Annotated in this window: 19 protein-coding genes; 13 read left to right on the top strand and 6 right to left on the bottom strand. The window is 63.8% G+C overall.

Annotation, left to right across the window (positions count from 1 at the left end; translation table 11 throughout):
• Positions 1-269: 269 nt before the first annotated feature.
• Positions 270-2,963 (top strand): aconitate hydratase AcnA, encoded by a 2,694-nt coding sequence (gene acnA, locus CFR71_RS05510; protein ID WP_110528203.1) that lies wholly within the window; start codon positions 270-272, stop codon positions 2,961-2,963.
• A gap of 276 nt (positions 2,964-3,239) precedes the next feature.
• Positions 3,240-4,127, top strand: coding sequence for a LysR family transcriptional regulator (locus CFR71_RS05500; protein ID WP_110528198.1), 888 nt, complete (start codon positions 3,240-3,242; stop codon positions 4,125-4,127).
• A 194-nt stretch (positions 4,128-4,321) separates the two neighbouring features.
• Here the strand turns inward: CFR71_RS05500 and CFR71_RS05495 are convergent, their stop codons facing one another.
• The 3 genes from CFR71_RS05495 to CFR71_RS05485 all read right to left on the bottom strand — a co-directional run bounded on the left by CFR71_RS05495 (position 4,322) and on the right by CFR71_RS05485 (position 7,318).
• Entirely contained in the window at positions 4,322-5,263 is a 942-nt protein-coding gene (locus CFR71_RS05495) for a hypothetical protein (protein WP_206057957.1), read from the bottom strand.
• Positions 5,264-5,420: 157 nt separating this feature from the next.
• Complete coding sequence (locus tag CFR71_RS05490; RefSeq protein WP_110528195.1) at positions 5,421-6,689, bottom strand: AAA family ATPase; 1,269 nt, start codon at positions 6,687-6,689, stop codon at positions 5,421-5,423.
• Entirely contained in the window at positions 6,686-7,318 is a 633-nt protein-coding gene (locus CFR71_RS05485) for a hypothetical protein (RefSeq protein WP_110528569.1), read from the bottom strand. Before CFR71_RS05485 ends, CFR71_RS05490 begins: the two co-directional genes overlap by 4 nt.
• Before the next feature lie 219 nt (positions 7,319-7,537).
• Between CFR71_RS05485 and rimP the strand changes: the two genes are divergently transcribed.
• Genes rimP through rbfA form a run of 5 tightly spaced genes read left to right on the top strand, consistent with a single transcriptional unit; the run spans position 7,538 to position 13,514 of the window.
• Entirely contained in the window at positions 7,538-8,164 is a 627-nt protein-coding gene (gene rimP, locus CFR71_RS05480) for a ribosome maturation factor RimP (RefSeq protein WP_110528193.1), read from the top strand.
• A gap of 20 nt (positions 8,165-8,184) precedes the next feature.
• Positions 8,185-9,735, top strand: a complete 1,551-nt coding sequence (nusA, locus tag CFR71_RS05475) for a transcription termination factor NusA (protein ID WP_110528190.1) — start codon at positions 8,185-8,187, stop codon at positions 9,733-9,735.
• 10 nt (positions 9,736-9,745) lie between these two features.
• Entirely contained in the window at positions 9,746-10,390 is a 645-nt protein-coding gene (locus CFR71_RS05470; protein ID WP_110528565.1) for an RNA-binding protein, read from the top strand.
• Entirely contained in the window at positions 10,387-13,074 is a 2,688-nt protein-coding gene (infB, locus tag CFR71_RS05465) for a translation initiation factor IF-2 (RefSeq protein WP_110528187.1), read from the top strand. The genes CFR71_RS05470 and infB overlap by 4 nt, the downstream gene beginning before the upstream one ends.
• The gene (rbfA, locus tag CFR71_RS05460) at positions 13,071-13,514 is read left to right on the top strand and encodes a 30S ribosome-binding factor RbfA (protein WP_110528185.1); all 444 of its coding nucleotides are present in this window, start codon (positions 13,071-13,073) and stop codon (positions 13,512-13,514) included. The genes infB and rbfA overlap by 4 nt, the downstream gene beginning before the upstream one ends.
• A 286-nt stretch (positions 13,515-13,800) precedes the next feature.
• On the opposite strand, the gene CFR71_RS05455 is transcribed toward rbfA, so the two are convergent.
• Positions 13,801-14,769, bottom strand: a complete 969-nt coding sequence (locus tag CFR71_RS05455; protein WP_110528181.1) for an MlaD family protein — start codon at positions 14,767-14,769, stop codon at positions 13,801-13,803.
• A gap of 257 nt (positions 14,770-15,026) precedes the next feature.
• On the opposite strand from CFR71_RS05455, the gene truB reads away from it, so the two are divergent.
• The 4 genes from truB (at position 15,027) to CFR71_RS05430 (ending at position 20,226) form a co-directional block, all read left to right on the top strand.
• Positions 15,027-15,947 carry a tRNA pseudouridine(55) synthase TruB gene (truB, locus tag CFR71_RS05450; protein ID WP_110528179.1) on the top strand — a complete coding sequence of 307 codons (921 nt, stop codon included), beginning with the start codon at positions 15,027-15,029 and terminating at the stop codon, positions 15,945-15,947.
• 31 nt (positions 15,948-15,978) lie between these two features.
• Complete coding sequence (rpsO, locus tag CFR71_RS05445; protein WP_003617029.1) at positions 15,979-16,248, top strand: 30S ribosomal protein S15; 270 nt, start codon at positions 15,979-15,981, stop codon at positions 16,246-16,248.
• 304 nt (positions 16,249-16,552) lie between these two features.
• On the top strand, positions 16,553-18,685 hold the full coding sequence (gene pnp, locus CFR71_RS05435) for a polyribonucleotide nucleotidyltransferase (RefSeq protein WP_110528173.1): 2,133 nt from the start codon (positions 16,553-16,555) through the stop codon (positions 18,683-18,685).
• A 122-nt stretch (positions 18,686-18,807) separates the two neighbouring features.
• The gene (locus CFR71_RS05430) at positions 18,808-20,226 is read left to right on the top strand and encodes an NAD(P)H-dependent flavin oxidoreductase (protein WP_110528563.1); all 1,419 of its coding nucleotides are present in this window, start codon (positions 18,808-18,810) and stop codon (positions 20,224-20,226) included.
• A gap of 222 nt (positions 20,227-20,448) precedes the next feature.
• Here CFR71_RS05430 and rdgB read toward each other — a convergent pair whose 3' ends face one another.
• Both rdgB and rph read right to left on the bottom strand, forming a co-directional pair.
• Complete coding sequence (gene rdgB / locus CFR71_RS05425) at positions 20,449-21,066, bottom strand: RdgB/HAM1 family non-canonical purine NTP pyrophosphatase (protein ID WP_110528170.1); 618 nt, start codon at positions 21,064-21,066, stop codon at positions 20,449-20,451.
• A complete protein-coding gene (rph, locus tag CFR71_RS05420) occupies positions 21,063-21,791 on the bottom strand; it encodes a ribonuclease PH (protein ID WP_110528167.1) in 729 nt (242 codons plus the stop codon). Before rph ends, rdgB begins: the two co-directional genes overlap by 4 nt.
• 243 nt (positions 21,792-22,034) lie before the next feature.
• Between rph and hrcA the strand changes: the two genes are divergently transcribed.
• Both hrcA and CFR71_RS05410 read left to right on the top strand, forming a co-directional pair.
• The gene (hrcA, locus tag CFR71_RS05415; protein ID WP_110528165.1) at positions 22,035-23,105 is read left to right on the top strand and encodes a heat-inducible transcriptional repressor HrcA; all 1,071 of its coding nucleotides are present in this window, start codon (positions 22,035-22,037) and stop codon (positions 23,103-23,105) included.
• 114 nt (positions 23,106-23,219) lie between these two features.
• Entirely contained in the window at positions 23,220-24,104 is an 885-nt protein-coding gene (locus CFR71_RS05410) for an aldo/keto reductase (RefSeq protein WP_110528163.1), read from the top strand.
• The last annotated feature ends 201 nt before the right edge of the window (positions 24,105-24,305 follow it).

Raw genomic sequence — 24,305 nt, 5'->3', positions numbered from 1 at the left:
CAGCAGGGGGGTATTCCTGGGGGCAAAGGCAGTGATGGCCGGGTCCTCCGCATGGTCGCGTGGGGGATGTGGCGGGCCGGGCGGAAACCCGATCCCGCGTTCTTGTTACCGGGGCCAGCTTGTGTCGGCCCCGCGTCCGGGTATGTTCTACCACCGTTGGGAGATCAAGCCGGTTATCCACCGAAAGGTCACGCCACCGCTGTCTGTTCATGTGGCGGGAGAGCTTCGGTGGATGGATCGCTGCTGATGCCTCGGAGGAAACAAAGCCAATGAAGACGGTTGGGCACGACTCACTGAAAACGGGCCGCACACTGAATGTGGACGGCAAGACCTACCACTATTTTTCCATCCCCGAAGCCGAGAAGACCATCGGCAATGTCGCGCGACTGCCGGTCAGCCTGAAGGTGCTGCTGGAGAATGTCCTGCGTTTCGAGGACGGACATTCCTATACGGCTGACGACGCCAAGGCGATCGCCGGCTGGCTGCCCAAGGGCAGCTCGACCAAGGAAGTGCCGTTCAAGCCCGCGCGCATCCTGATGCAGGACTTCACCGGCGTTCCCGCCGTGGTCGACCTTGCCGCGATGCGCGATGGCATCCTCAAGCTCAAGGGTGACCCGCAGAAGGTCAACCCGCTGGTTCCCGTCAACCTCGTGATCGATCACTCGGTCATGGTGGATGTCGCGGGCTCGCCGGAAGCGCTGCAGGACAACGTCACGATCGAATTCGAACGTAACGGCGAACGTTACGCCTTCCTGCGCTGGGGCCAGGAAGCGTTCGAGAACTTCTCGGTCGTGCCGCCGGGCACCGGCATCTGCCACCAGGTGAACCTGGAATACATCGCGCAGGCGGTGTGGACGGCAAAGGTCGACGGCAAGGAATACGCCTATCCCGATACCCTGTTCGGCACCGACAGCCACACGACCATGGTCAATGGCATGGGCGTGCTGGGCTGGGGCGTCGGCGGGATCGAGGCCGAGGCCGCGATGCTGGGCCAGCCGATCGCCATGCTGATCCCCGATGTCATCGGGTTCAAGATGACCGGCAAGCTGCCCGAAGGCGTGACGGCGACCGACCTGGTGCTGACGGTCACGCAGATGCTGCGCAAGAAGGGCGTTGTCGGCAAGTTCGTCGAATTCTTCGGCCCCGCCCTTGACCACCTGCCGGTGGCCGACCGCGCGACCATCGCGAACATGGCCCCGGAATATGGCGCGACCTGCGGCTTCTTCCCGGTCGATGACCTGACGCTGGATTACCTGCGCCAGACCGGCCGCGAAGAACACCGCATCAAGCTGACGGAAGAATACCTCAAGGCGCAGGGCATGTTCCGTCATGCGCATTCGGAACACCCCGTCTTTACCGACACGCTGGAACTCGACCTTGCGACCATCGTGCCGTCGATCGCGGGACCGAAGCGTCCGCAGGACCGCGTGGTCCTCAAGGGTGCCGACAAGGCGTTCGAGACGGAACTGACCGGCAGCCTGGGCGTCCCCGAAGCCGACAAGAACAAGAAGGCGCCCGTCGCGGGCACCAACTACGAACTGGGTCACGGCGATATCGTGATCGCGGCGATCACGTCGTGCACCAACACCTCCAACCCCGCGGTGCTGATCGCGGCGGGTCTGGTGGCGAAAAAGGCGCGTGCGCTGGGCCTGAAGCCCAAGCCGTGGGTCAAGACGTCGCTGGCGCCGGGTTCGCAGGTCGTGACCGACTACCTGACGCGCGCAGGCCTTCAGGAAGAGCTGGACGCGATGGGCTTCAACACCGTCGGGTATGGCTGCACCACCTGTATCGGCAACTCCGGTCCGCTTGAGGATCACATTGTCGACGCCATCGAGAACAACAAGCTGGTGGCCGTGTCCGTCCTGTCGGGCAACCGTAACTTCGAGGGACGCATTTCCCCGAACGTGCGCGCCAACTACCTCGCCAGCCCGCCGCTGGTGGTGGCCTACTCCCTGCTGGGAACCATCCGCGAGGACCTGACGACAACGTCGCTGGGCACCTCCAAGGATGGCAAGCCGGTCTATCTGAAGGATATCTGGCCGACCAACCACGAAATCGCCGCCCTGATGGGATCGGCCATCACCCGTGACGAGTTCATCAAGCGCTACAAGCATGTGAGCCAGGGCACGAAGGAATGGCAGAACCTGAAGGTCGCGACGGGTTCGGAAACCTATCCCTGGGATCCGTCCTCCACCTACGTGCAGGATCCGCCGTACTTCCAGGACATCACGCCCGAGCCCAAGCCGCGTGGCGACATCATCGGCGCGCGCATCCTTGCGCTGCTGGGTGACAACATCACGACCGACCACATTTCGCCCGCCGGCGCGATCAAGGAAAGCTCCCCCGCGGGCAAGTATCTTGAAGCCCATGGCGTCGCGAAGAAGGACTTCAATTCCTACGGTTCGCGTCGTGGCAATGACCGCGTGATGGTGCGTGGCACGTTCGCCAACATCCGCATCAAGAACGAGATGGTTCCGGGCACCGAGGGTGGCTTCTCCAAGCATTATCCCGACGGCAAGGAAGGCGCCATCTACGACGTGGCGATGGAGTACAAGAAGGAAGGCACCCCGCTGGTTGTCTTCGGCGGCAAGGAATACGGCATGGGTTCGTCGCGCGACTGGGCGGCGAAGGGCACTCTGCTCCTTGGCGTGCGTGCGGTGATCGCTGAAAGCTTCGAGCGTATTCACCGTTCCAACCTGGTGGGCATGGGCGTCCTGCCGCTGCTGTTCAAGGACGGCACGACGCGCAAGACGCTGGGCCTGAAGGGCGATGAAATCATCGAAATCAAGGGGCTGGACAACATTACCCCGCGCATGACGATGACGATGACCATCACCCGCGCCGATGGCTCCAAGCAGGAAGTTCCCCTGCTGTGCCGTGTCGATACGCTGGACGAGGTCGAGTATTTCCGCAATGGCGGCATTCTGCAGACCGTTCTGCGTGGCATGACCAAGGCAGCCTGATTTTTTCAGGAATGTCTGGCGTTTTCGCCAGCATGAACATCAAAGACGGCGGTCCGCTCAGCGGGCCGCCGTTTTTTTATGCGATAGGCGCACATTCCCGTCAGGCCGGGCGGGCATGGCGCCGGGTTCATGACCGGAAGTCCGGGAATTCGCCTTTTGTCGGGGAACCTTGCAACAAACACATGTCGGCGGTGCTTTTACGCTATATTGTGTATAAATACGGCATCGTTTAAAACCCCAAGTGTTGTAATAACATGCTGGACGTACCGGGGCCTCATGGATCTGCTCTCTGCCTTGCACAGCTTCGTTCGCGTGGCCGCAACGGGCTCATTTTCTGCCGTTTCGCGCGAAACCGGGGCCAGCCAGCCGACGATTTCACGTCATATCGCCCTGCTTGAGGCGCATTATGGCGCCACCCTGTTCGCGCGCACGACCCGCAGCCTGATGATGACCGAGGATGGTCGCAGCCTGCTGCCGCATGCCTATGAGGTGCTGGAAATCCTGGAAACGGCGGAAACCGCGCTGGGACGCCGCCGGGCATCCGTATCGGGACTGGTGCGGCTGGGGGTTACGACGGCGTTCGGCCTGTATCTGACCGGCAAGCTGGGCAAGCTGCTGGAGGAACATCCCGATCTTTCGGTCGAACTGGTCATGCGTGACGGATTCGGTGACCTAGTGGAAGAGGGACTCGACCTTGCGGTGCGGGTCGGCGCGATTGCCGAAGGGTCCCTGATCGCACGACGACTCGGCTCCGTCAGGCGTTATGTCGTGGCGTCAAGCGACTATCTGGCCCGACGCGGCACGCCTGCGCATCCGCGCGACCTGCTGAACCATCCCTGTATTGCCTACAGCTATGGCGGATCGCGCCATGACTGGCATTTCGATTGCAAGGGCGAGGAAAACGTCGTGGCCGCCAGCGGTCCCTTCCGCGCCAACAGCAGCGAAGCTGTCCTGCAGGCGGTCCGTTCGGGACTGGGAATCGGCATGCTGCCTTCCTTCCAGGTAGAAGAAGACATCGCCAGCGGGCGACTGATCCATCTTTTCCCGGAATGGACCGTCCCGGAACTGCCGTTTTATGCCGTGCATACCGGGCCGCGCACATTGCCATTGCGCACCCGCACGGTGCTGGACTTCCTGATCGATATTTCGGATGTCCTGCGATAGGGGATAACGCGGCTGGGGACACTGTCCGCCAGCGGTCCCGCTTGGGGGCTGTTTGAAAACAACCTGCTGATAATAAATAATAAAAGTTTTTGGGTGCCGCCTTTTTTCAAAAAGGCGGCGTCTTTATTGAAGCTTTTTACAAAAAACTCTTATGATTCCAGAGAGTTGTCAGGCCTGTCTTTTCAAACAGTCCCTCAGTCGAGGGAGCTGTTGGCGTTCTTCGTATCGGTCGGGGCTGCCGGGTCCTGTGACGCGCGGGCGCGCTGTTCCTCGCTCGAGGCCATCATGTCGCTGTTGAAGCCGTCATGCAGGATATGCGCCCATGTTTCCATCCAGCTATTGCCCTTCTGGACGAAATTGAGGGCGGCGGGATGCTGCGACAGGGTTTCCTTGGCCCAGTCATCGGGGCTCTGCAGGGAGGCGGTCTTTTCCGTGGCCACGGGATTGAGGAAAATCGTCACCGTTTCCACATTGACCGTATGATCGGGGGATGGCGCGGCATAGGTCCAGCTTGCCTTGTACAGGACATTCGGCAGCGTGAAGCCCAGTTCCTTCAGGCGGTTGGCGATGATGGCGGTACGCGTGATGGATGTGGGATAGACGGCGGCGGTAAACCAGCATTCCACCCCGGGCGGTTTCGCCGGCAGCGTATGGGCCGCGAGATTGCGGTCATCATGGCAGCTTGAATCCATTGTCAGCGCGGCGCTTTCCGGCACGGCCTGCGTGCTGGCTTCTGCCCCGATCAGGCCCGTGACAACGTGGTCATGGACACGGACAAGGATATTTTCCAGGATTTCGCCATGGGGGCCGGTGATGACGTTCATGACCGGATGCCATACCCCGGCGGGCAGCGGCAGGATGCGGCCCGCGAACGGTATCGCCTTGGTCAGGCGATCGGTGATCGGCATCATGGTCACGACCCCGTCGTCTCCCCCGCCGCCATTCTCGGCGGCAGGCGGCGCGTCATTCATGCCCAGCGCGTGATGGATGCGCTGGGTGATGTTCTGCACCCCCGGCCATAGGCGCGACAGGTAAGCGGGTGGAAACACCAGCATCAGGATGGAAAAGATGAAAATGGAATACAGGCACAGACGCCAGAGGGGGGCACGGTGCCACAGACGGGAGACAGCAGACATTCCGGAATTCATATCCTGACGCGATATCCGCCCCGAAACCCACGGACGGACGGATAGAAAAGACCATTTCGCCTTACGCCGGTGTTCCCGATGGGCACAAGGCGATCATGGCGCCATGATCGCGGGCATCCCGGCCCCTGATGGGGCCGGGGGCCGGTTACTGGATGATACGCGCTTTCTGGGCCTCGCTATCATTGGCGATTTCCGCCACCACCCCGTCCTCGTTCGATACGATGCGGACCAGCTTCGCGCCCTGCTGCCGTGCGGTGATGAGGGAATCGCTGATCATGTCCTCGATGGAGCGCGCAAGGTCGCGCGCGCTTGCGGCCGGGCCGATGCGATCCTGGCGACGCATGACCTGGAACAGCAGGGACGGATCGATGCCGCCCGTTTCCACCTTCAGGCCATAGCTGTCGATCATCGCCTCGATTTCCAGGGCGGAAACGCGGGCGATATCCAGCCCTTCGAGCGGACGGAACACGAAAATCCGGTCCAGACGGTTCAGCACTTCCGGCGCGAAACCCGCCTGTCGCAGGGCTTCCACCGACTCGGCACGCATCTTGTCGGGTTCATCGGCCAGACGGTCCGCGATATCCGACAGCGCATCGGTCGCGATGTTCGATGTCAGGATGAAGATCGAGCGCACGGTGGAAATATGCTGCCCGGTGGAGGCTTCGGTCACGTGGCCATCGTTCCACGCGGTCAGGAATTTCTTGAAGACGTCGGGATGCGCCTTCTCGATTTCATCGAGCAGAACGACGGCGTCCGGCTTTTCCTTCAGCCCGCCCGTCAGCTTGCCATAGGTGTCGGAGCCGACATACCCCTTGGGCGAACCGAAAAGCTGCGTCGCAGCATGGGGCGAGCTCATCTGCGTCATGTCAAAGCTCAGCAGTGGCCGGTCAAGCTGCCGCGCGAGCTGCTTGGCAAGATAGGTCTTGCCCGTGCCCGGCGGCCCGGCCAGCAGGAAGATGCCCACCGGCTTGCCCCGGATATGCAATGCCAGCCGGCGTCGCAGCTGGGCTGCGATATCCTCGCACACCTGGTCCTGGCCGATCACCCGTGCGCGCAGGTTCGCCGCCAGTTCCTCGGCATCTATGATGGTTTCTTTCTGCTCGCGCGCCATCATTTCTTCCAGCGCACTACGATTGGTCAGTCTGGCCAGTACGTCCATCATCCATCCCCGTCTGCGTCGGAGTCCCTTTCTGGCCAGTCTCTCTGCGCGGTTTTCAAACCAGAGACCGGCCAGCGTCAAAATTGCACCACCCGCGGCCAGGACCGGATAGGCCGGGGCACACCATTCCATGAAATGCCGTATGCTGGCGAGTGAAAGATGCAGGGCCGCGGCGGCCTGTATGCTGCCCAGTATCAGGAATATGACCATGATGACTGGCAGCATGCGTTCAAATGCCGGATACAGCGCTTTCATTGAACGACGACCCCGATCACAAGTTGTCCGTCCTTGTATAATACCGGCAGGGGCGTCGGGCCGGGAACGAATATCGCCCCGGCATGCAGTCCCGCCGCCCCCGGGTCATTGACGGCACGGATCGTGACCTCCCCCGCGATGCGGATCGGCAGGATGACCGTGCGCGGCCGTCCCGTCAGGTGCACGATCTGGGTCAGACCCATGGATTCCACGCTGACGACGGAACTGCCCGTTCCCATGTCATACAGCGGCATTTCCGCCAGCACGATCTCATGACGCTTCAGCGCCGCGAGGATCGCGTTCTTCTGGTTGATGTCGAAAGAGGTGAACTGCAGCATGTCGGCCGCGCGTTCCGGCGCGATCATGGGCATTTCACCCAGAAGGTCCGCATGCGCGCGGGTATGGTCCACGACTGTCCGCAGGCTGCCGCCGCTGGTGTCGCCGCCCTGTCCCGCCAGCGCGGTCGGGGTGGTGGAGCCGCCGCTGCCCCCCGCGTCGGAGGCGCCGCCCAGGCTGTGGACGCCAAATCCGCCCGCCACGACAGCCGCCAGCAGCCCCGCCACCACCATGCGACTGCTGCTACGCGGGCGCTGTGGCTGGCGGGATGGTTCCGTCGGCGGGGCGGACATCGGCATCATGTCATTCATAATGATGGGGGCCGTTGGGGGAGGCAAGCGTTTAAGCGGCGCACAATGTTACGCGGGGTGTAAAAAAGCGTTCACATCTGCATTTGCGCGCCGCCTTATTATTATAGAACTTGCGAAGTGGGCGATCATGCCCTAGATATTCGGGCAATTCCTTCAATTTACGTTTATTTGGGGGGTGGCCGCAGGGCCGCCTTTTTTGCATTGGACGCAGATCTGCCTTTCCTGACCGGCCTTGACGCCCGCATTGCCGAGATGATCGGCCCCGCGCTGGTGGATATGGGGTTCGAACTGGTCCGTGTCTCGGTCCTGGGGCGTGAAACCCCCACGGTCCAGATCATGGCCGATCGCGCCGATGGCTCCCAGATCACCATTGATGACTGCGAGCAGATCAGCCACGCGGTTGGCGCAATCCTCGACGTGGAGGACCCGCTGCCGGGGGAATGGACGCTGGAGGTCTCTTCCGCCGGGATCGACCGCCCCCTGACGCGCCCCAAGGACTGGGACCGTTTCGCCGGGCATCTGGCGCGGGCGGAAATGAACATGCCCGTCGACGGGCGCAAGCGGTTTTCGGGCATCGTGCTGGGCGCGCGTGACGGATGCGGCCTGATGCGCCTTGACGATGGGCTTGAGGTGGCGTTGCCTTTCGACGAGATGCGCAAGGCGCGGCTGGTGCTGACCGACGCGCTGATCGAGGCGAGCGCCCGCATGGCGCGGCCCGATGACGCGGCGCAGCAGACTGATGAGGACCCGACGGCCGAGTCGCCGGACGGGATGTTGGAACAGACTGGCGGTCGGCGTGGCGCAAGGCCGCCGCGCAAGGCCCACTGAAAGACGCTCTGGAGACCCTGATGGATACGTCCGTTTCCCGTCCTGAACTGTTGCTGGTGGCGGATGCCGTCGCGCGTGAGAAGTCGATCGACCGCGAGGAAGTGCTCGAGGCGATGGAGCAGGCCATCCAGAAGGCCGGTCGCGCCAAGTACGGCCATGAAAAGGATATCCGCGCCACGATCGACCGCAAGACCGGCGACGTGCGCCTGTCGCGCTGGACCGAGGCGGTCGAGGAAGTGGAGAACGAGGAAACCCAGATCCCGCTTCACATCGCGCGCAAGTTCCGGCCCGAAATCCAGCTTGGCGAACATCTGATCGATCCCCTGCCGCCGATCGATTTCGGGCGCATCGCGGCCCAGACGGCCAAGCAGGTGATCGTCCAGCGCGTGCGCGAATACGAGCGCAAGCGCCAGTACAATGACTTCAAGGACCGCGTGGGCGAAATCGTCAACGGCACGGTCAAGCGGACCGAGTACGGCAACCTGATGGTCGAAATCGGCAGTTCCGAGGCGCTCTTGCGCCGTGACGAGCTGATCCCGCGTGAAAGCTTCCGCAATTCCGACCGCGTGCGCGCCTATATCTATGATGTGCGTGACGAGCCGCGCGGGCCGCAGATTTTCCTGTCGCGCACCCATCCGGCCTTCCTGGCCAAGCTGTTCGCGCAGGAAGTTCCCGAAATCTACGACGGCATCATCGAAATCAAGGCCGTCGCCCGCGATCCGGGGTCGCGCGCCAAGATGGCGGTGATTTCGCGTGATGCGTCCATCGACCCGGTCGGCGCCTGCGTGGGCATGCGCGGGTCGCGCGTGCAGGCTGTGGTGCAGGAACTGCAGGGCGAGAAGATCGATATCATTCCGTGGAGCCCGCAGGCCGCGACCTTCGTGGTCAACGCGCTGGCACCCGCCGAGGTCAGCAAGGTCGTCATGGACGAGGAGGCCGGCAGGGTCGAGGTTGTCGTCCCGGACGAGCAGCTGAGCCTTGCCATCGGTCGTCGCGGCCAGAACGTGCGCCTTGCCAGCCAGCTGACGCGCTGGGACATCGATATCCTGACGGAGGCCGAGGAATCGGAGCGCCGGCAGGAGGAATTCCGTCGCCGCAGCAACCTGTTTGTCGAGGCACTGGATGTCGATGACGTGATTGCCGGGCTGCTGGTGACCGAAGGCTTCCACTCGATCGAGGAGCTTGCCTTCGCCGATGCGGATGAACTGGCCGGGATCGAGGGCTTTGACGAGGACGTGGCCAGCGAACTGGTGCGCCGCGCCGAAGGTTTCCTCGCGCGTCGCGAGGAGGAAATGGACGAAAAGCGTCGCGCCCTCGGGGTGTCGGATGATATCGTCGCCCTTGGGGTCTTTACGGTCCAGATGCTGGTGACGCTGGGCGAAAAGGGCATCAAGACGCTTGATGACCTGGCCGATCTGGCGGGCGATGAACTGGTCGATATCCTTGGCGCCGATGCCATTGACGAGGAAGCGGCCAACGAAATCATCATGGCCGCGCGCGCCCACTGGTTCGACGAGGACGAGTCGGAGGGTGGCGAGGCCACCGAAACGCAGGAGAATTCCGACGTCTGAGGAGTATCCCATCGAAGATCAGGATACGGATGAGGAACGGGGGCCGCTGCGCCGTTGCGCCGTAACGCGCGCGCGGCAGCCGCGGGAAACGATGGTCCGGTTCGTCATATCGCCGGACCGGATCGTGACCCCCGATCTTTCTGCGCGTCTGCCCGGACGGGGAATTTGGTTGAGCGCACGGCGGGATGTGCTAGAAACGGCACAGACTCGTGGCGTGTTTGCACGCGCCGCGCGCGGACAGGTTGTCATTCCGCCTGATCTGGCCCATGTGGTGGAAATCGGGCTGGAACGCAGGATGATGGATGTCCTGGGGCTTGCACGGCGGGCGGGGCAGGTTGTCTGCGGCTTTGCCAAGGTGCGGGAATTGGTCGTGGGTGGTCGCGCCGCGCTGGTCATACAGGCGGCGGACGGGAGCCCTGACGAGAGGATGAGAGTTTTGTCCGGTGCACGGGATCTTCCGGTTGCGGTTGTTCCTACGGCATCGGAACTGGGGGCGGCATTCGGCCGCGACCATGTCGTTCATGCAGCGATGCTGCATGGCGAACTGGCGCGCCGTTTTCGTGTCGAGAATGAACGTTTTGCGGGGCTGTCCGGCAGGATGGACCCGAATTCGGCGGATAAGTCCGCCGGACGGTGTGAACAGGCGGGTACATGAGCGAAGGCAACGATCAGGATCAGGGTAAGGGACGCTTGTCCCTGCGGCCGGCGGGCCGGAGGGAAGTCGGACGGACGGTCGATGCCGGTTCCGTCAGGCAGAGCTTCAGCCATGGTCGTTCAAAGGTAGTCCAGGTAGAGGTGCGCAAAAAGCGCGGCGCCGGGACTCCAGGTAGCGGATCAGGTCCGTCGGGTGGCCGTTCCGGTGGCCGTGCCGGTGGTGGACGCGCCCTGACGGCAGCCGAGCTGGCGACGCGCCAGCGGGTGCTGGAAGAGCAGCGCAAGGCCGCGATCCAGCGTGAAAAGGAACGGCGCGAGCAGGAAAAGATCACGATCCTGTCCGCTGCGGAAGAAGCGCGCCGCAAGGAAGAAGATGCCCGCCGCGAGGCGGAGGAGAACGCGCGTATCCGCGCCGAGGCCGAAGCGCGCGAGCGTGAGGAAAGCCAGGCCCGTGCCGCGTCAAAGACCGCGCCCGCCGCGCCTGCCGCGCCGGAGCCTCCCGGCCCCGTCGTGTCGGCCACGCCGATTCCCGGCGAGGTGACGCTGGCGCCGCCGATGGAACGCCTGCGGCCGCTGGCCGAGCGGGCGATCATGCCGGCCAAGCCGATCACGCCGTCGCGTCCGGCGCCGTCGCGTTCCAGCGCGGGCGCCGCCCCGGCGGAAACCCTGCGTCTGCGCGGCGGTCGTGCCGATGGTGGCGAGGAAGAGCGTCGTCCCAGCCGTCGTCCGGGTGGCAATGTCGCGCCGGGACGCCGTCCTTCGGGCGGGTCGAAAAAGAATGACAGCCGTCGTTCGGGCCGCATCGACGTTCAGGCCGCGATCGAGGGTGATGACGACAAGACGCGTTCGCTGGCGTCGGTCCGTCGCCAGCGTGAGCGTGAACGCCGGCAGGCGGAACTGGAACGCCTGCGTTCGGATCAGGTCCGCGTGGTGCGCGATGTCGTCCTGCCCGAGACGATCACGGTGCAGGAACTTGCGAACCGCATGGCCGCCCGTCAGGGCGAAGTCATCAAGGCGCTGATGAAGATGGGCGTCATGGCGACCGTCACGCAGTCGCTGGATGCGGATACCGCCGAACTGATCGTGCAGGAATTCGGCCATCGCGTCCGTCGCGTCGCCGACAGCGATGTCGAGCTGGGCATCGAGGGGATCGAGGACAGGCCGGAGGATCTGCGGCCGCGTCCGCCGGTCGTCACGGTCATGGGCCATGTCGATCATGGCAAGACCTCGCTTCTGGATGCGCTGCGCACGACCGACGTCGCCAATGGCGAGGCGGGCGGCATCACGCAGCATATCGGCGCGTATCAGGTCACGTTGCCGTCGGGCGCCAGGATCACCTTCATCGACACGCCGGGCCATGAGGCCTTTACGGCCATGCGTGCCCGTGGCGCGTCGGTGACGGATGTCGTGGTGCTGGTGGTGGCGGCCGATGACGGGGTCATGCCCCAGACGATCGAAGCCATCAAACACGCCAAGGCGGCCGATGCCCCGATCGTCGTTGCGATCAACAAGTGCGACAAGCCGGGCGCCAACCCCGACCGTGTCCGTCAGGAACTGCTGTCGCACGAAATCGTCGTCGAAAGCATGGGTGGCGACACCCAGGACATCGAGGTCTCCGCCCTCAAGCGGACCGGTCTGGACAAGCTGGAAGAGGCGATCCTCCTTCAGGCGGAAATCCTTGACCTCAAGGCGAATCCTGACCGGATGGCCGAAGGCGCGGTAATCGAAAGCCGCCTGGATCGCGGACGTGGGCCGGTGGCCACCGTTCTGGTCCAGAAGGGCACGCTGCATCGCGGTGACATCGTGGTGGCTGGCGCCGAATGGGGCCGTGTGCGTGCGATGGTTGATGACCGCAACCGCCAGGTTCAGGACGCAGGTCCGTCCATGCCGGTCGAAGTGCTTGGCATTGCCGGCGTTCCGGGTGCGGGCGAGCAGTTTGTCGTTGTTGACAATGAAAACCGCGCCCGTGAAATCTCGGAGTTCCGTCAGCGCGTCATCAAGGAACGCACCGCGGCCGGCCAGACGGCGGCGCGTGGCACCCTTGACCAGATGCTGGCCCGGATTCAGGCTGGCGCGCAGAAGGAAGTGGCCGTCCTTATCAAGGCCGACGTGCAGGGATCCGCGGAAGCGCTGCAGATCACCGTGCAGAAGCTGGAGCACGAGGAAGTCAAGATCCGCGTTCTCAACGCGGGCGTGGGCCAGATCACCGAAAGCGACGTGCAGCTTGCCAAGGCGTCCGGTGCGGTCATCATCGCCTTCAACGTGCGTGCCACGGCGCAGGCCCGTCAGCTTGCGCAGCGCGAAGGCGTGGATATCCGCTACTACTCGATCATCTATCAGGTGGCCGATGACGTGGAACAGCTGGTGCGGGGCAAGATCGCGCCCAAGCATCGCGAGAAGTTCCTGGGATATGCCGAAATCCGTCAGGTGTTCGACATTACCCGCGTGGGCAAGGTCGCCGGCTGTTACGTGACCGAAGGTGTGGTCAAGCGTGGCTGTGGCGTGCGTCTGCTGCGTGACAACGTCGTCATCCATGAAGGTGAGCTGAGCCAGCTGAAGCGTTTCAAGGACGATGTGAAGGAAGTGGCGCGCGGGTATGAGTGCGGTCTGTCCTTTGCGGGTTATAACGACCTGCGTGAAGGTGACGTGGTCGAGTGCTTTGAAATGGAACTGGTCCCGGCATGAGCCGCAACTCTTCCAGGGACAGGGTAAAGACCACCGGACCGGCAGGGAAACTTGCCGGTCATGGTGTATCTGGCCCCTCGCAACGTCAGCTGCGCGTGGCGGAGGAAATCCGGCGCGCGCTGGCCGATATCTTCGCGCGGGTCGAATTCCGCGACCCCGAACTGGTCGATGCCCGCATTACTGTGACGGAAGTGCGGATTTCGCCGGACCTCAAGCACGCGACCGTCTTTGTCGCGCGTCTGGGCCGCAGCGATATCGAGGCCCTGCTGCCTGCGCTCAAGCGTGTTTCTTCGTTCCTGCGTTCGCGTCTGTCGCACATGGTGCGGCTGCGCGGGGTGCCGGACCTGCATTTCCAGCCCGATACGGCGCTGGATTACGCGATGCATGTCGATGATCTGCTGCGGGATCCTGCCGTGGCGCGGGATCTCAAGGACGACTGACGCATCAGGCTGCGGCAATGTGACGGAATGCGGATTTGTTTCGCCGGCCGTCTGTCATGCCGCCATTTCCGTCGCGGCCCCCGGGCCGCAGATGATCCTGCCGTCCTGTGGCTGTTGCCGCCGTGTTTCGGTTTCATGCGAAACACGGCCTGTCCCGCCCCGATGATGGCGCGGCATTTTTCATAATCAGGAAAAAACAGCAGTGGCCGCCCGGCATGTGGATGCCGCCAGCGGCTCTGGTTCCATGGGTGGAAATGGCGGGGCCGTGCCCGCCTTCAGACGGGGATCAGTTGCGGCGGCCCATCAGCAGGAGCTGGGGATTGCGTTCCACGTCGGTGGCGAAACCGCGCAGGGCGGATGCCGCCGCCGCAAGATCGCGCAGCGACGAATCAAGGTTGGCGCGATCGGCGGAGCTTGGCGCGGTGACATCATGCAGGCCCGCCAGAGTCTGTCGTGCCTCGGTCACGGTGTTGTTGGAATTGATCAGCAGGTCATGAAGCTCGCCCCCGCGCGCATCAAGCTGCTGTGTGCCGCTGTCGGCCAGATGGTTGATGGAGGTCAGGGTGACATCCAGACGCTTGTCCAGGTCGCGGATCGTGTCTGTCGCGGTATCGACCGTCACGCGGCTGCGGTCGGACGTTTCGCGCACGCTGGTGACCAGCGGCGGCAGATCCTTGTCCAGCCGGTCCGCGAGGTTGCGGATGCTGACCAGCATTTCATCGGCGTTGGTCGCGATCGTTTTCAGCGGCAGCGTCGTCAGCGTGTCGGTCAGCTTCTGCATTTCCGATTCGCGGACAGGGATTTCCGTCAGGTCGGAAATCCCCGGATGCAGGCGCGGCGGCGTGGCCGGGTCAAAGGACAGGTCGATTTCCTCCTGTCCCGTGACAAAGCTCTGCATATGAAGTTCCGCGCGCAGGCCATGGCTGATCATGTCCGGCAGGCCGTCTGCCGTCAGGCCCTGACTGTGCGGCGTGGATTTCGCCCGGTCCGCCTGCAGCTGGATCGTAACGGGGATGTACGCCTTGTGGGAGGCGGGATCGAACCTGATCCCGATATTTTCCACCGTGCCGACCTGCACGCCTTCCAGCGTGACGGGAGCCCCGATCCCCAGCCCGTTGATGGCGCCGTCGAAAATCACGACGGCGTTGTTGGTGGCGGAAAACGGGTGGAATTTGCCGAACAGGACAACCGCCGCGACACCCAGCAGGGCACCACCCAACACGAAAGCGCCGACCGTGGTCTGCCGTTCTGCCATGTGTTCAGGTCTCCCTACGACGCAATATTAAAGAGGTTACAGTCCAATCCGCGTTACGCGACCGGTCATCAAGGATGACACCAGAATGCCCGTCGCGAAAGCGGGGGCACCGGATGGCTGGCATGTTCCCGCCGGGGTGTTTTATCACACGGTGGCGTAACGGCCATCCCCCGGGGCAGGAATTAGGGCATTGCCCCGTACCGGCGCGTCGTTTACACGCACGGGCCTTGGTTCTTGCGCGAAAGGTTCTTGTGCTCATGCGACGCAGGCGTGGACGCCCGATTGATGGCTGGCTGATTGTGGACAAGCCGTCTGGAATGACGTCGACGCAGGTGGTCGGCCGCGTCCGCCATCTGTTTGACGCGCGCAAGGCGGGGCATGGCGGGACGCTGGATCCGCTGGCGACGGGGCTGCTGCCGGTTGCCTTTGGCGCGGCCACGAAAACCGTGCCCTACGTCATGGATGGAACCAAGCGCTATCACTTCACCCTGCGCATCGGCGAGGCACGCGATAGTGATGACGCGGATGGCACTGTGACCGCGACATCGGACGTGCGTCCCGACAATGCGGCGTTCGAGGCGGCGCTGGCGGCCTTTCGCGGCGACATCATGCAGGTGCCCCCGGTCTTTTCCGCGCTGAAGGTGGGGGGGGAGCGCGCCTATGACATGGCGCGCGACGGCCGCCCGCCGGACCTGCCGCCGCGTCCCGCGCGCATCGACCGTTTCGAGCTGATCGCGCGCCCGGACGCCGATACGGCGGTGTTCGAGGTGGAGTCCGGAAAGGGCGTGTACATGCGCTCGCTCGCGCGCGATATCGCGCGTGCCTGCGGGACGGTGGGGCACGTGGCGGCGCTGCGCCGGCTGCAGGTGGGACCTTTTGGGGAATCGGATGCGATTCTGCTGGACAAAATCGTCGCCAGCGCCGACAACGCGCCTGCCTCGCCGGATCTGCTGCTTCCGGTCGCGACCGCGCTGGACGACATCCCGGCGCTGGCCCTGACCTCAGAAGAAGCGGACTCCCTGTCACATGGGCAGGCTCTCAGCCTGCTTGACCTGATGGGCCGGATGCCGGATGCCGTCGATCCCCGCAGCGGGGTCGTGCGCGCGATGGACGGGGTGCGTGTCGTCGGGTTGTGCCGTCCGCAGGATGGATGGCTGCGGCCCGTGCGGATGCTGTGACCTCATATCTTTTTGTAAACGGAGCACCACGATGTCGATTACCCCGGAACGCCGTACGGCGCTGATTGATGAATACCAGACCGCGGCCAAGGATACGGGTTCGCCGGAAGTGCAGGTTGCGCTGCTGACGGAACGGATCGTCAACCTGACGGAACACCTCAAGACCCACGCGAAGGATTTCCATTCGCGTCGTGGCCTGCTGATGCTGGTGGGCCGCCGTCGCCGCCTGCTGGATTATGTCAAGCGCAAGAGCCAGACGCGTTATGAAACGCTGATCAAGCGTCTGGGCCTGCGTCGCTGATTTGCGGCATGGCGGGATCGCATTCATAATGCGGCCCGCCGCGTAACCGCGCGGGCCGGCGTGACAGCGATGTCATGCGGCCGCGCGGTCGCGTATTTTCGTGGCGTTCAATGGTGAATGCCGCAAACAACGCTGCCGACATGACGGCGGAGACACCCGGACAGGGTCGCAGCGTTTCAGGCCACATGGTGTATTGGCGGCCGGCCCGTCATCGCTCCATGCCGTCCGAGGCGCTGCCATCGATATCCCAATGTTCGGACCGCTCTGTTCCGTTTGCGGTAGCCAACGGACAGGACGTGTCTGCATGTTCAATTACTTTCGCAAGGAAATCGAGTGGGGCGGCCGTCCCCTCGTGCTGGAGACGGGCAAGATCGCCCGCCAGGCCGACGGCGCGGTCGTCGTCACCTATGGCGACACGGTCGTGCTGTGCACCGCCGTCGGCGCCAAGAGCGTCAAGCCGGGGCAGGATTTCTTCCCGCTGACGGTCAACTATCAGGAAAAGGCCTATGCCGCGGGCAAGATCCCCGGTGGCTTCTTCAAGCGTGAAGGCCGCCCGTCCGAGGCCGAGGTCCTGAATTCCCGCCTGATCGACCGCCCGATCCGCCCGCTGTTCCCCGACAATTTCCGCAACGAGGTCCAGGTCGTCGCCACGGTGTTGAGCCACGACATGGAAAACGACCCGGCGATCGTGGCGCTGATCGGCTGTTCCGCCGCGCTGACGCTGTCGGGCGTGCCGTTCTTCGGCCCCGTCGGCGCCTGCCGCGTCGGCTACATCGATGGCAAGTATGTCCTCAACCCGACCATCGGGCAGATGAAGGACAGCGAGCTTGACCTCGTCGTCGCCGGCACCGAGGAAGGCGTGCTGATGGTCGAGTCCGAGGCCGTCGAGCTGAGCGAGAAGATCATGCTGGGTGCGGTGACCTTCGGGCACGAGGCGTTCCAGGAAGTGATCGACGCGATCATCGACCTTGCCGAACACGCGGCGAAGGCGCCGTGGGACCTCGTCGAGCCGACCGCCGAGGAAATCAAGCTGCGCAAGAAGATCGACAAGCTGGGCCGTGCCGCGATCGCCGATGCCTACAAGGAGCGCGTCAAGCAGGCGCGTTATAAGAAGGTCGCGGCGGCCAAGGATGCGATCCTCGCCAAGCTCGATCCCGCCGATGTCGAGGCGGCCAAGCCGCTGCTCAAGGAGCTGGAGGCCAACGTCGTGCGCTCCGCCGTGCTGGAGACGGGCCACCGCATCGACGGGCGCGACCTGAAGACGATCCGCCCGATCGTCTCCGAAGTCGGCATCCTGCCGCGCGCGCATGGCTCCGCCCTGTTTACCCGTGGGGAAACGCAGGCCCTGGTCGTGGCCACGCTGGGCACCGGGCAGGACGAGCAGGTGGTCGACGCGCTGGAAGGCGAATACCGCACCAACTTCATGCTGCATTACAACTTCCCGCCGTTCTCGGTCGGGGAATGCGGCCGCATGGGTTCGCCCGGTCGTCGTGAAATCGGCCATGGCAAGCTGGCATGGCGCGCCGTGCATCCGCTGCTGCCGGGCAAGGATACCTTCCCGTACACGATGCGCGTCGTCTCCGAGATCACGGAAAGCAACGGTTCGTCCTCCATGGCGACGGTGTGCGGCACGTCGCTGGCGCTGATGGATGCGGGCGTTCCGCTGAAGCGTCCGGTCGCGGGCATCGCGATGGGCCTCATCAAGGAAGAGGAAGAGTTCGCGGTCCTGTCCGACATCCTTGGCGACGAGGATCACCTCGGCGACATGGATTTCAAGGTCGCGGGCACCGAAAAGGGCGTCACCGCCCTGCAGATGGACATCAAGATCACGTCCATCACGCCCGAAATCATGGAAATCGCGCTGGGTCAGGCCCGCGAGGGCCGGATGCATATCCTGGGTGAAATGTCCAAGGCCCTGACGGAAGGACGCTCCGACGTCTCCGCCTCCGCGCCGAAGATCACCACGATTTCCGTGCCCAAGGAAAAGATCCGCGACGTGATCGGCCAGGGTGGCAAGGTCATCCGCGAGATCGTGGAATATTCGGGGGCCAAGATCGACATCAATGACGATGGCACGATCATGATCGCCGCGTCGTCCGAGGATCAGGCCGAAAAGGCGATCGAGCGCATCCGCGGCATCGTCGCGGAGCCGGAGGTCGGCAAGATCTATAACGGCAAGGTGGTCAAGACCGCCGATTTCGGTGCGTTCGTGAACTTCCTCGGGCCGCGTGACGGGCTGGTCCACATTTCCGAACTGTCGCAGGGCCGCGTGGCCAAGACCACCGATGTCGTCAAGCAGGGCGACGAGGTGAAGGTGAAGGTTCTTGGATTTGATGACCGTGGCAAGGTGAAATTGTCCATGCGGGTTGTCGATCAGGAAACCGGTGCCGATATCGGTGATGTGGTCGGTGCCAAGGCGGGCCGCGGCGCGCGCTGAGCGCGTGTTGGCGGAAACGACCGACAGCATGACGGGGCGGGGCGCGGCGGACGTTGTCGCGCCCCCCGATCCCCGCGACATGGCCGGCGCGGACCGGTTTTACAGATGACGATGGAATGGCGATGAAGGCGATCAACACGATCCGGATGGGCGGGGTGGATATCCTGCCTCTGGTCGAGGGCGGGAAAGGGGTTTCGATCTCCACCGGGGCCTCGTCCGGACATTGGGCCGCGGCGGGCGGCGCGGGGACGGTATCGATCGTGAATGCCGATTCGTATGACGCGGACGGCAATATCGTGCCCCAGATCTATCGGGGGCGCACCCGTCTGGAAAAGCATGAGGAACTGATCGATTACGCCATTCGCGGCGGCATCGACCAGGTCCGCATCGCGCACGAGATCGCAGGTGGCAGGGGACGCATCCATGCCAATATCCTGTGGGAAATGGGCGGGGCGGAACGTGTGATCCGTGGCGTGCTCGAGGGCACGAAGGGCCTGATCAACGGCCTGACTTGCGGCGCGGGCATGCCCTATCGCCTGTCGGATATCGCGGCCGAACATGGCGTCCATTATTATCCCATCGTGTCGTCGGCGCGGGCGTTCAACGCCCTGTGGCGACGTTCCTATCACAAGAGCGGCGAGCTGCTTGGCGGCGTGGTGTACGAGGATCCGTGGCGCGCGGGCGGTCATAACGGCCTGTCGAACACGGAAAATCCCCTCTCGCCCGAGGACCCGCTTCCGCGTGTCCTTGCCCTGCGCAAGCAGATGCGCGCGTTCGGGCTTGATGACACCCCCATCATCATGGCGGGTGGCGTATGGTGGCTGGAGGAGTGGGAGGACTGGATCGACAATCCGGAACTTGGCCCGGTGGCGTTCCAGTTCGGCACCCGCCCGCTTCTGACGCGTGAAAGCCCCATTCCGGATGTCTGGAAACGGCGGCTGATGACGCTGAAGAAGGGGGACGTGTTCCTCAACCGCTTCTCCCCGACCGGCTTCTATTCCTCGGCGGTCAACAATGCGTTCCTGCGCGAGTTGCGCGCGCGTTCCGAACGCCAGATCGCCTTTGTGGTCGAACCGGTGGGCGAACATGCCACCCCCTTTAGCGTGGGTGCGCGTGGCCGCGTCGTCTATGTCACCGCCGCGGACAGCGAACGTGCCCTTCTGTGGCAGCGCGAGGGATATACCGAAGGGCTGCGCACGCCCGACAACACGCTGGTTTTCGTGACGCCGGAAAAGGCGCGCGAGATCCTGGCGGACCAGGCGGGCTGCATGGGGTGCCTGTCGGAATGCCGCTTTTCCAACTGGAGCCAGCGTGGACCGTCCTATACCAACGGGCACAAGGCCGATCCGCGTTCCTACTGCATCCAGAAAACGCTCCAGACGGTGGCCCATGCCCATGGTCCGGATGCGGGGGATGTCATGGAACACAACCTGATGTTCGGTGGCACCAACGCATGGCGTTTCGCGACGGATCCCTATTACGCCAACGGGTTCGTCCCCACGGTGGGACAGCTGGTCGAACGGATCATGACCGGGCGCTGAGGGACTGTCTGAAAAGGCAGGCCTGACAAAACCCTGAAGTGACAAAAGTTTTTGGTGAAGCTTTTTGCAAAAAGCTTCGAAAGACGTCGCCTTTTTGAAAAAAGGCGATACCCGGAAACTTTTATCATTTCTTATCAGCAGGTCCGGACCGGACAATCCTTATGAAAAAACCCTGCCACGATGTCGTGGCAGGGTTTTTTTTGATGGCATAGCGCGCGGACCTTACGACGGTTGCAGGCATCCGTCGCGGAAAAGCCGAAAGGCGATGGCACGGTGGCTGACGGCGTTTTTCTGTGCGTCGCTCATCTCGGCAAAGGTCTGGCTGCTGCCATCGGGGGCGAATATGGGGTCATACCCATGGCCATGTTCGCCACGCGGCGGCCATACGACCTGTCCGTCGATGCGTCCCTCGAACGTTTCGGTCTGTCCGTCGGGCCATGCAAGGCACAGGACGGAAATGAACCACGCGCCCCGGTCGGGACTGTCGCCCATCAGGTCATGGATACGGCGCATGACGGCGGGAAAATCCTTTTTCGGGCCGGCCCAGCGGGCGGAAAAGATGCCCGGATCGCCATTGAGCGCACGAACGCAGAATCCCGAATCATCGGCAAGGGCAGGAAGGTTGGCCGCCCTTGCCGCCGCCAGCGCCTTGATTTCGGCATTGCCGGCGAAGCTGTCCGCGGTTTCGTCGGGTTCCGGCAGGTTCAGCGTCGCGGCCGAAACGACCCTGATGCCGTACCCCGACAGCAGGGACGAAAACTCGGCCAGTTTCCCGGCATTGTGACTGGCAAGCACCAGGGTGTCGCCCCGGCGCAGGCCGCGTGGCTGCTGGCCGCTCATGCCGCCACCGCCTGCGCCACGGCGTCGCGCTGGATTTCAAACAGCCGTGACGTGCCCGCCTGCGCCAGGCGCATCAGTTCGCTGAACTGTTCCTGTGAAAAGGGGGCCTGTTCCGCCGTGCCCTGGATTTCGACGATGCCGCCGGTTTCGGTCAGGACGAAATTGGCGTCCGCCGCGGCGTTGCTGTCCTCCTCGTAATCAAGGTCCAGCACCGCGCCCGCCGGGGTCAGGCCACACGATACGGCCGCGACCTGTGCCGTGATCGGCAGGGCGGGCAGGACGTTCGCGCGCACCAGCCGGTCCAGCGCAATGCGCAGCGCCACCCATGCGCCGGTAATCGCGGCGCAGCGCGTGCCGCCATCGGCGTTCAGCACGTCGCAATCCACCGTGACGGACATTTCCCCCAGCGCGCGCAGGTCCACGACCGCCCGCAGGGCGCGTCCGATCAGGCGCTGGATTTCATGGGTGCGTCCCCCCTGTTTCCCCTTGGCGGCCTCTCGCGGGCCACGGCTGTGGGTCGCGCGCGGCAGCATGCCGTATTCCGCAGTGACCCAGCCCTGCCCCTTGCCCCTGAGGAAGGAGGGGACGCGCGATTCGATGGTGGCGGCGCACAGGACCTCGGTCCCGCCCATGCGGATCAGGGCGGAGCCTTCGGCATGGCGGGCAAAGCCGGTCTGGATGGAAACAGGGCGAAGGGCGTCGATGGCGCGGCCGGATGGGCGCATGAAGGAAACTCCCGATAAAATCCTGATGCGCGGCATAGCGCGCAACCCCTGTCCTTTTCCAGCCCCGCCGTCCGGTCGCGGGCAGGGGATGGCGTGGGGGCGCGGTCGTCACATCATGTGATTGTCGCAATAATCCATTGTCCCTATCGTTGTCATGAACGGACCTTGTCATGAACGGGCGGTCACGCCAGATCCATGCTGCCATCATGTCCGTGATGGCCTGGGGAGAGGAGGGAGAACGACATGGATATCGGAGCGCTGTCTTCACGTCCCGCCCTGCCGCCGGGGCTGGATGCGCGATCCGCCGCCATCCTGCGCGAAATTGTCGAACAGTATGTCGAAACCGGCGGTCCCGTGGGGTCGCGCACCCTGTCGCAGCGGCTGCCGCTGTCGCTGTCGCCCGCGACGATCCGCAACATCATGGCAGACCTGACGGAGGCCGGGCTGCTGTTTTCGCCGCACACGTCCGCCGGTCGGCTGCCGACGGAAAAGGGGGTGCGCCTGTTCGTGGATGGCCTCCTGCAGTTCGGCAGCCTGAGCGAGGAGGAACGCGAGACCATCACCCGCACGCTGGAGGTGCGCGGCCGCTCGCTGCAGGACATGCTGGGGGAGGCATCGCTGATGCTGTCGGGCCTGTCCTCGGCCGCGGGGCTGGTGCTTGCCCCCAAAAGCGACGGGACGATCAAGCATATCGAATTCGTCGCGCTGGGGCCGGGCCGCGCGCTGGTCATCCTTGTCGGCTCCGACGGGCAGGTGGAAAATCGCGTGATCGAAATCCCGCCCGGACTTCCGCCCTCCGCCCTGGTGGAGGCGGGGAATTACCTCAATGCCCATCTGTCGGGCCGCACGCTCGACATCCTGCGTGAAAAGGTCAGCGGCGACATCGCGGCCAACCGCACCGAACTGGACCAGCTGACGACGGAGGTGGTCTCCAGCGGCCTTGCGACATGGAGCGACGCGGAAGAGCGTGGCGGCACGCTGTTCATCCGCGGGCAGGGGCGGCTGCTGTCGGACGTGACGGAGATCGAGCGGCTTTCGACCATCCAGATGCTGTTTGACCGTCTGGAAACGCAGGAAACAATGCTTCGCCTGCTGGACCTTGCCTGCGAGTCCGAGGGGGTGCGGATTTTCATCGGCGCGGAAAGCGGCCTGTTCGGGATGGCGGGCATGTCGGTGGTCATGGCCCCGGCCCGCACCGATTCCAACCGCATCGTCGGCGCGATTGGCGTCATCGGCCCGACACGGATCAATTACGGCCGCATCATTCCCGTGGTGGATTACACGGCGCGCGTCATCGGGCGCATGCTGGGCTGATCGACCCGCCCGTCAGGGCGCAGGGCTGGGTCCACGCAACCCCCGGTGATCCCGCCCGTCATCATGCCATACGGTGTCGCGCCATGTCGTGACGTTGCAGAAAGGAACGAAGCCATGACCCTGTCCACATCACGCCCCGGCGGTACTTTCAGGATTGGCGGTGATCTGGAGGTCGCGCGCCTCGGCTTTGGCGCGATGCGCATTACCGGACCCGGCATCTGGGGGGAACCCGCCGACCGCGACGCGGCCCTTGCCACCCTGCGGCGCCTGCCGGAGCTTGGCATCAACTTTGTCGATACCGCCGATGCCTATGGCCCCTTCGTCAGCGAGGACCTGATCCACGAGGCGCTGTCGCCCTACACGGGGATGGTGATCGCGACCAAGGGCGGCCATACCCGGCATGGTCCCAACATCTGGTGTCCCGTCGGCAATCCCGATTACCTGCGCCAGTGCGTGCTGATGAGCATGCGCCGCCTGGGGGTGGAGCGCATCGACCTGTGGCAGCTGCACCGCGTGGGGCCCGACGCCACCCCGGAACGCCAGTTCGAGGCGATTGCCACGATGCGCGCGCAGGGGCTGATCCGTCATGTCGGCCTGTCGGAAGTCACGGTGGAGATGATCGAGCGCGCGCGGCTGTATTTCCCCGTGGCGACGGTCCAGAACCGCTTCAACCTCGTCAACCGCTATTCGGAGGAGGTGCTGGATTACTGCACGCGGGAAAATATCGGCTTCATCCCGTGGGCGCCGCTGGCGGCCGGGGGCCTTGTGCGGGGCGATAACGTGCTGACCCGCGTGGCGCAGGCGCGCGGCGTGTCCACCGGGCAGGTGGCGCTGGCGTGGCTGCTGCGGCGTTCGCCGGTCATGATGCCCATTCCGGGCACGTCCAATCCCGATCACGTCAGCGCCAACGCGCAGGCGGCGACCCTGTCGCTGACGGACGAGGAATTTCATGCCCTTGACCGTGATGGCCGCGCGGAATGGGATCGCCTCAACGCCTGATGCGGATGGGGAATTATCCCGGTCGCCAGGAGACCGTTTGAAACCAATCGTCTGATAATTAAGTGACAAAAGTTTTTGGGTGCCGCCTTTTTCCAAAAAGGCGGCGTCTTTTTGAAGCTTTTTGAAAAAAGCTTCACCAAAAACTTTCATGATTTCAGGGGAGTGTCAGGTCAGCCTTTTCAGGCAGTCTCCGGGGCCGAC

Source organism: Novacetimonas pomaceti (genome assembly GCF_003207955.1).
In the GTDB taxonomy this organism is placed as follows: Bacteria; Pseudomonadota; Alphaproteobacteria; order Acetobacterales; family Acetobacteraceae; genus Novacetimonas; species Novacetimonas pomaceti.
This window is presented reverse-complemented; position numbering and strand designations above follow the sequence as displayed.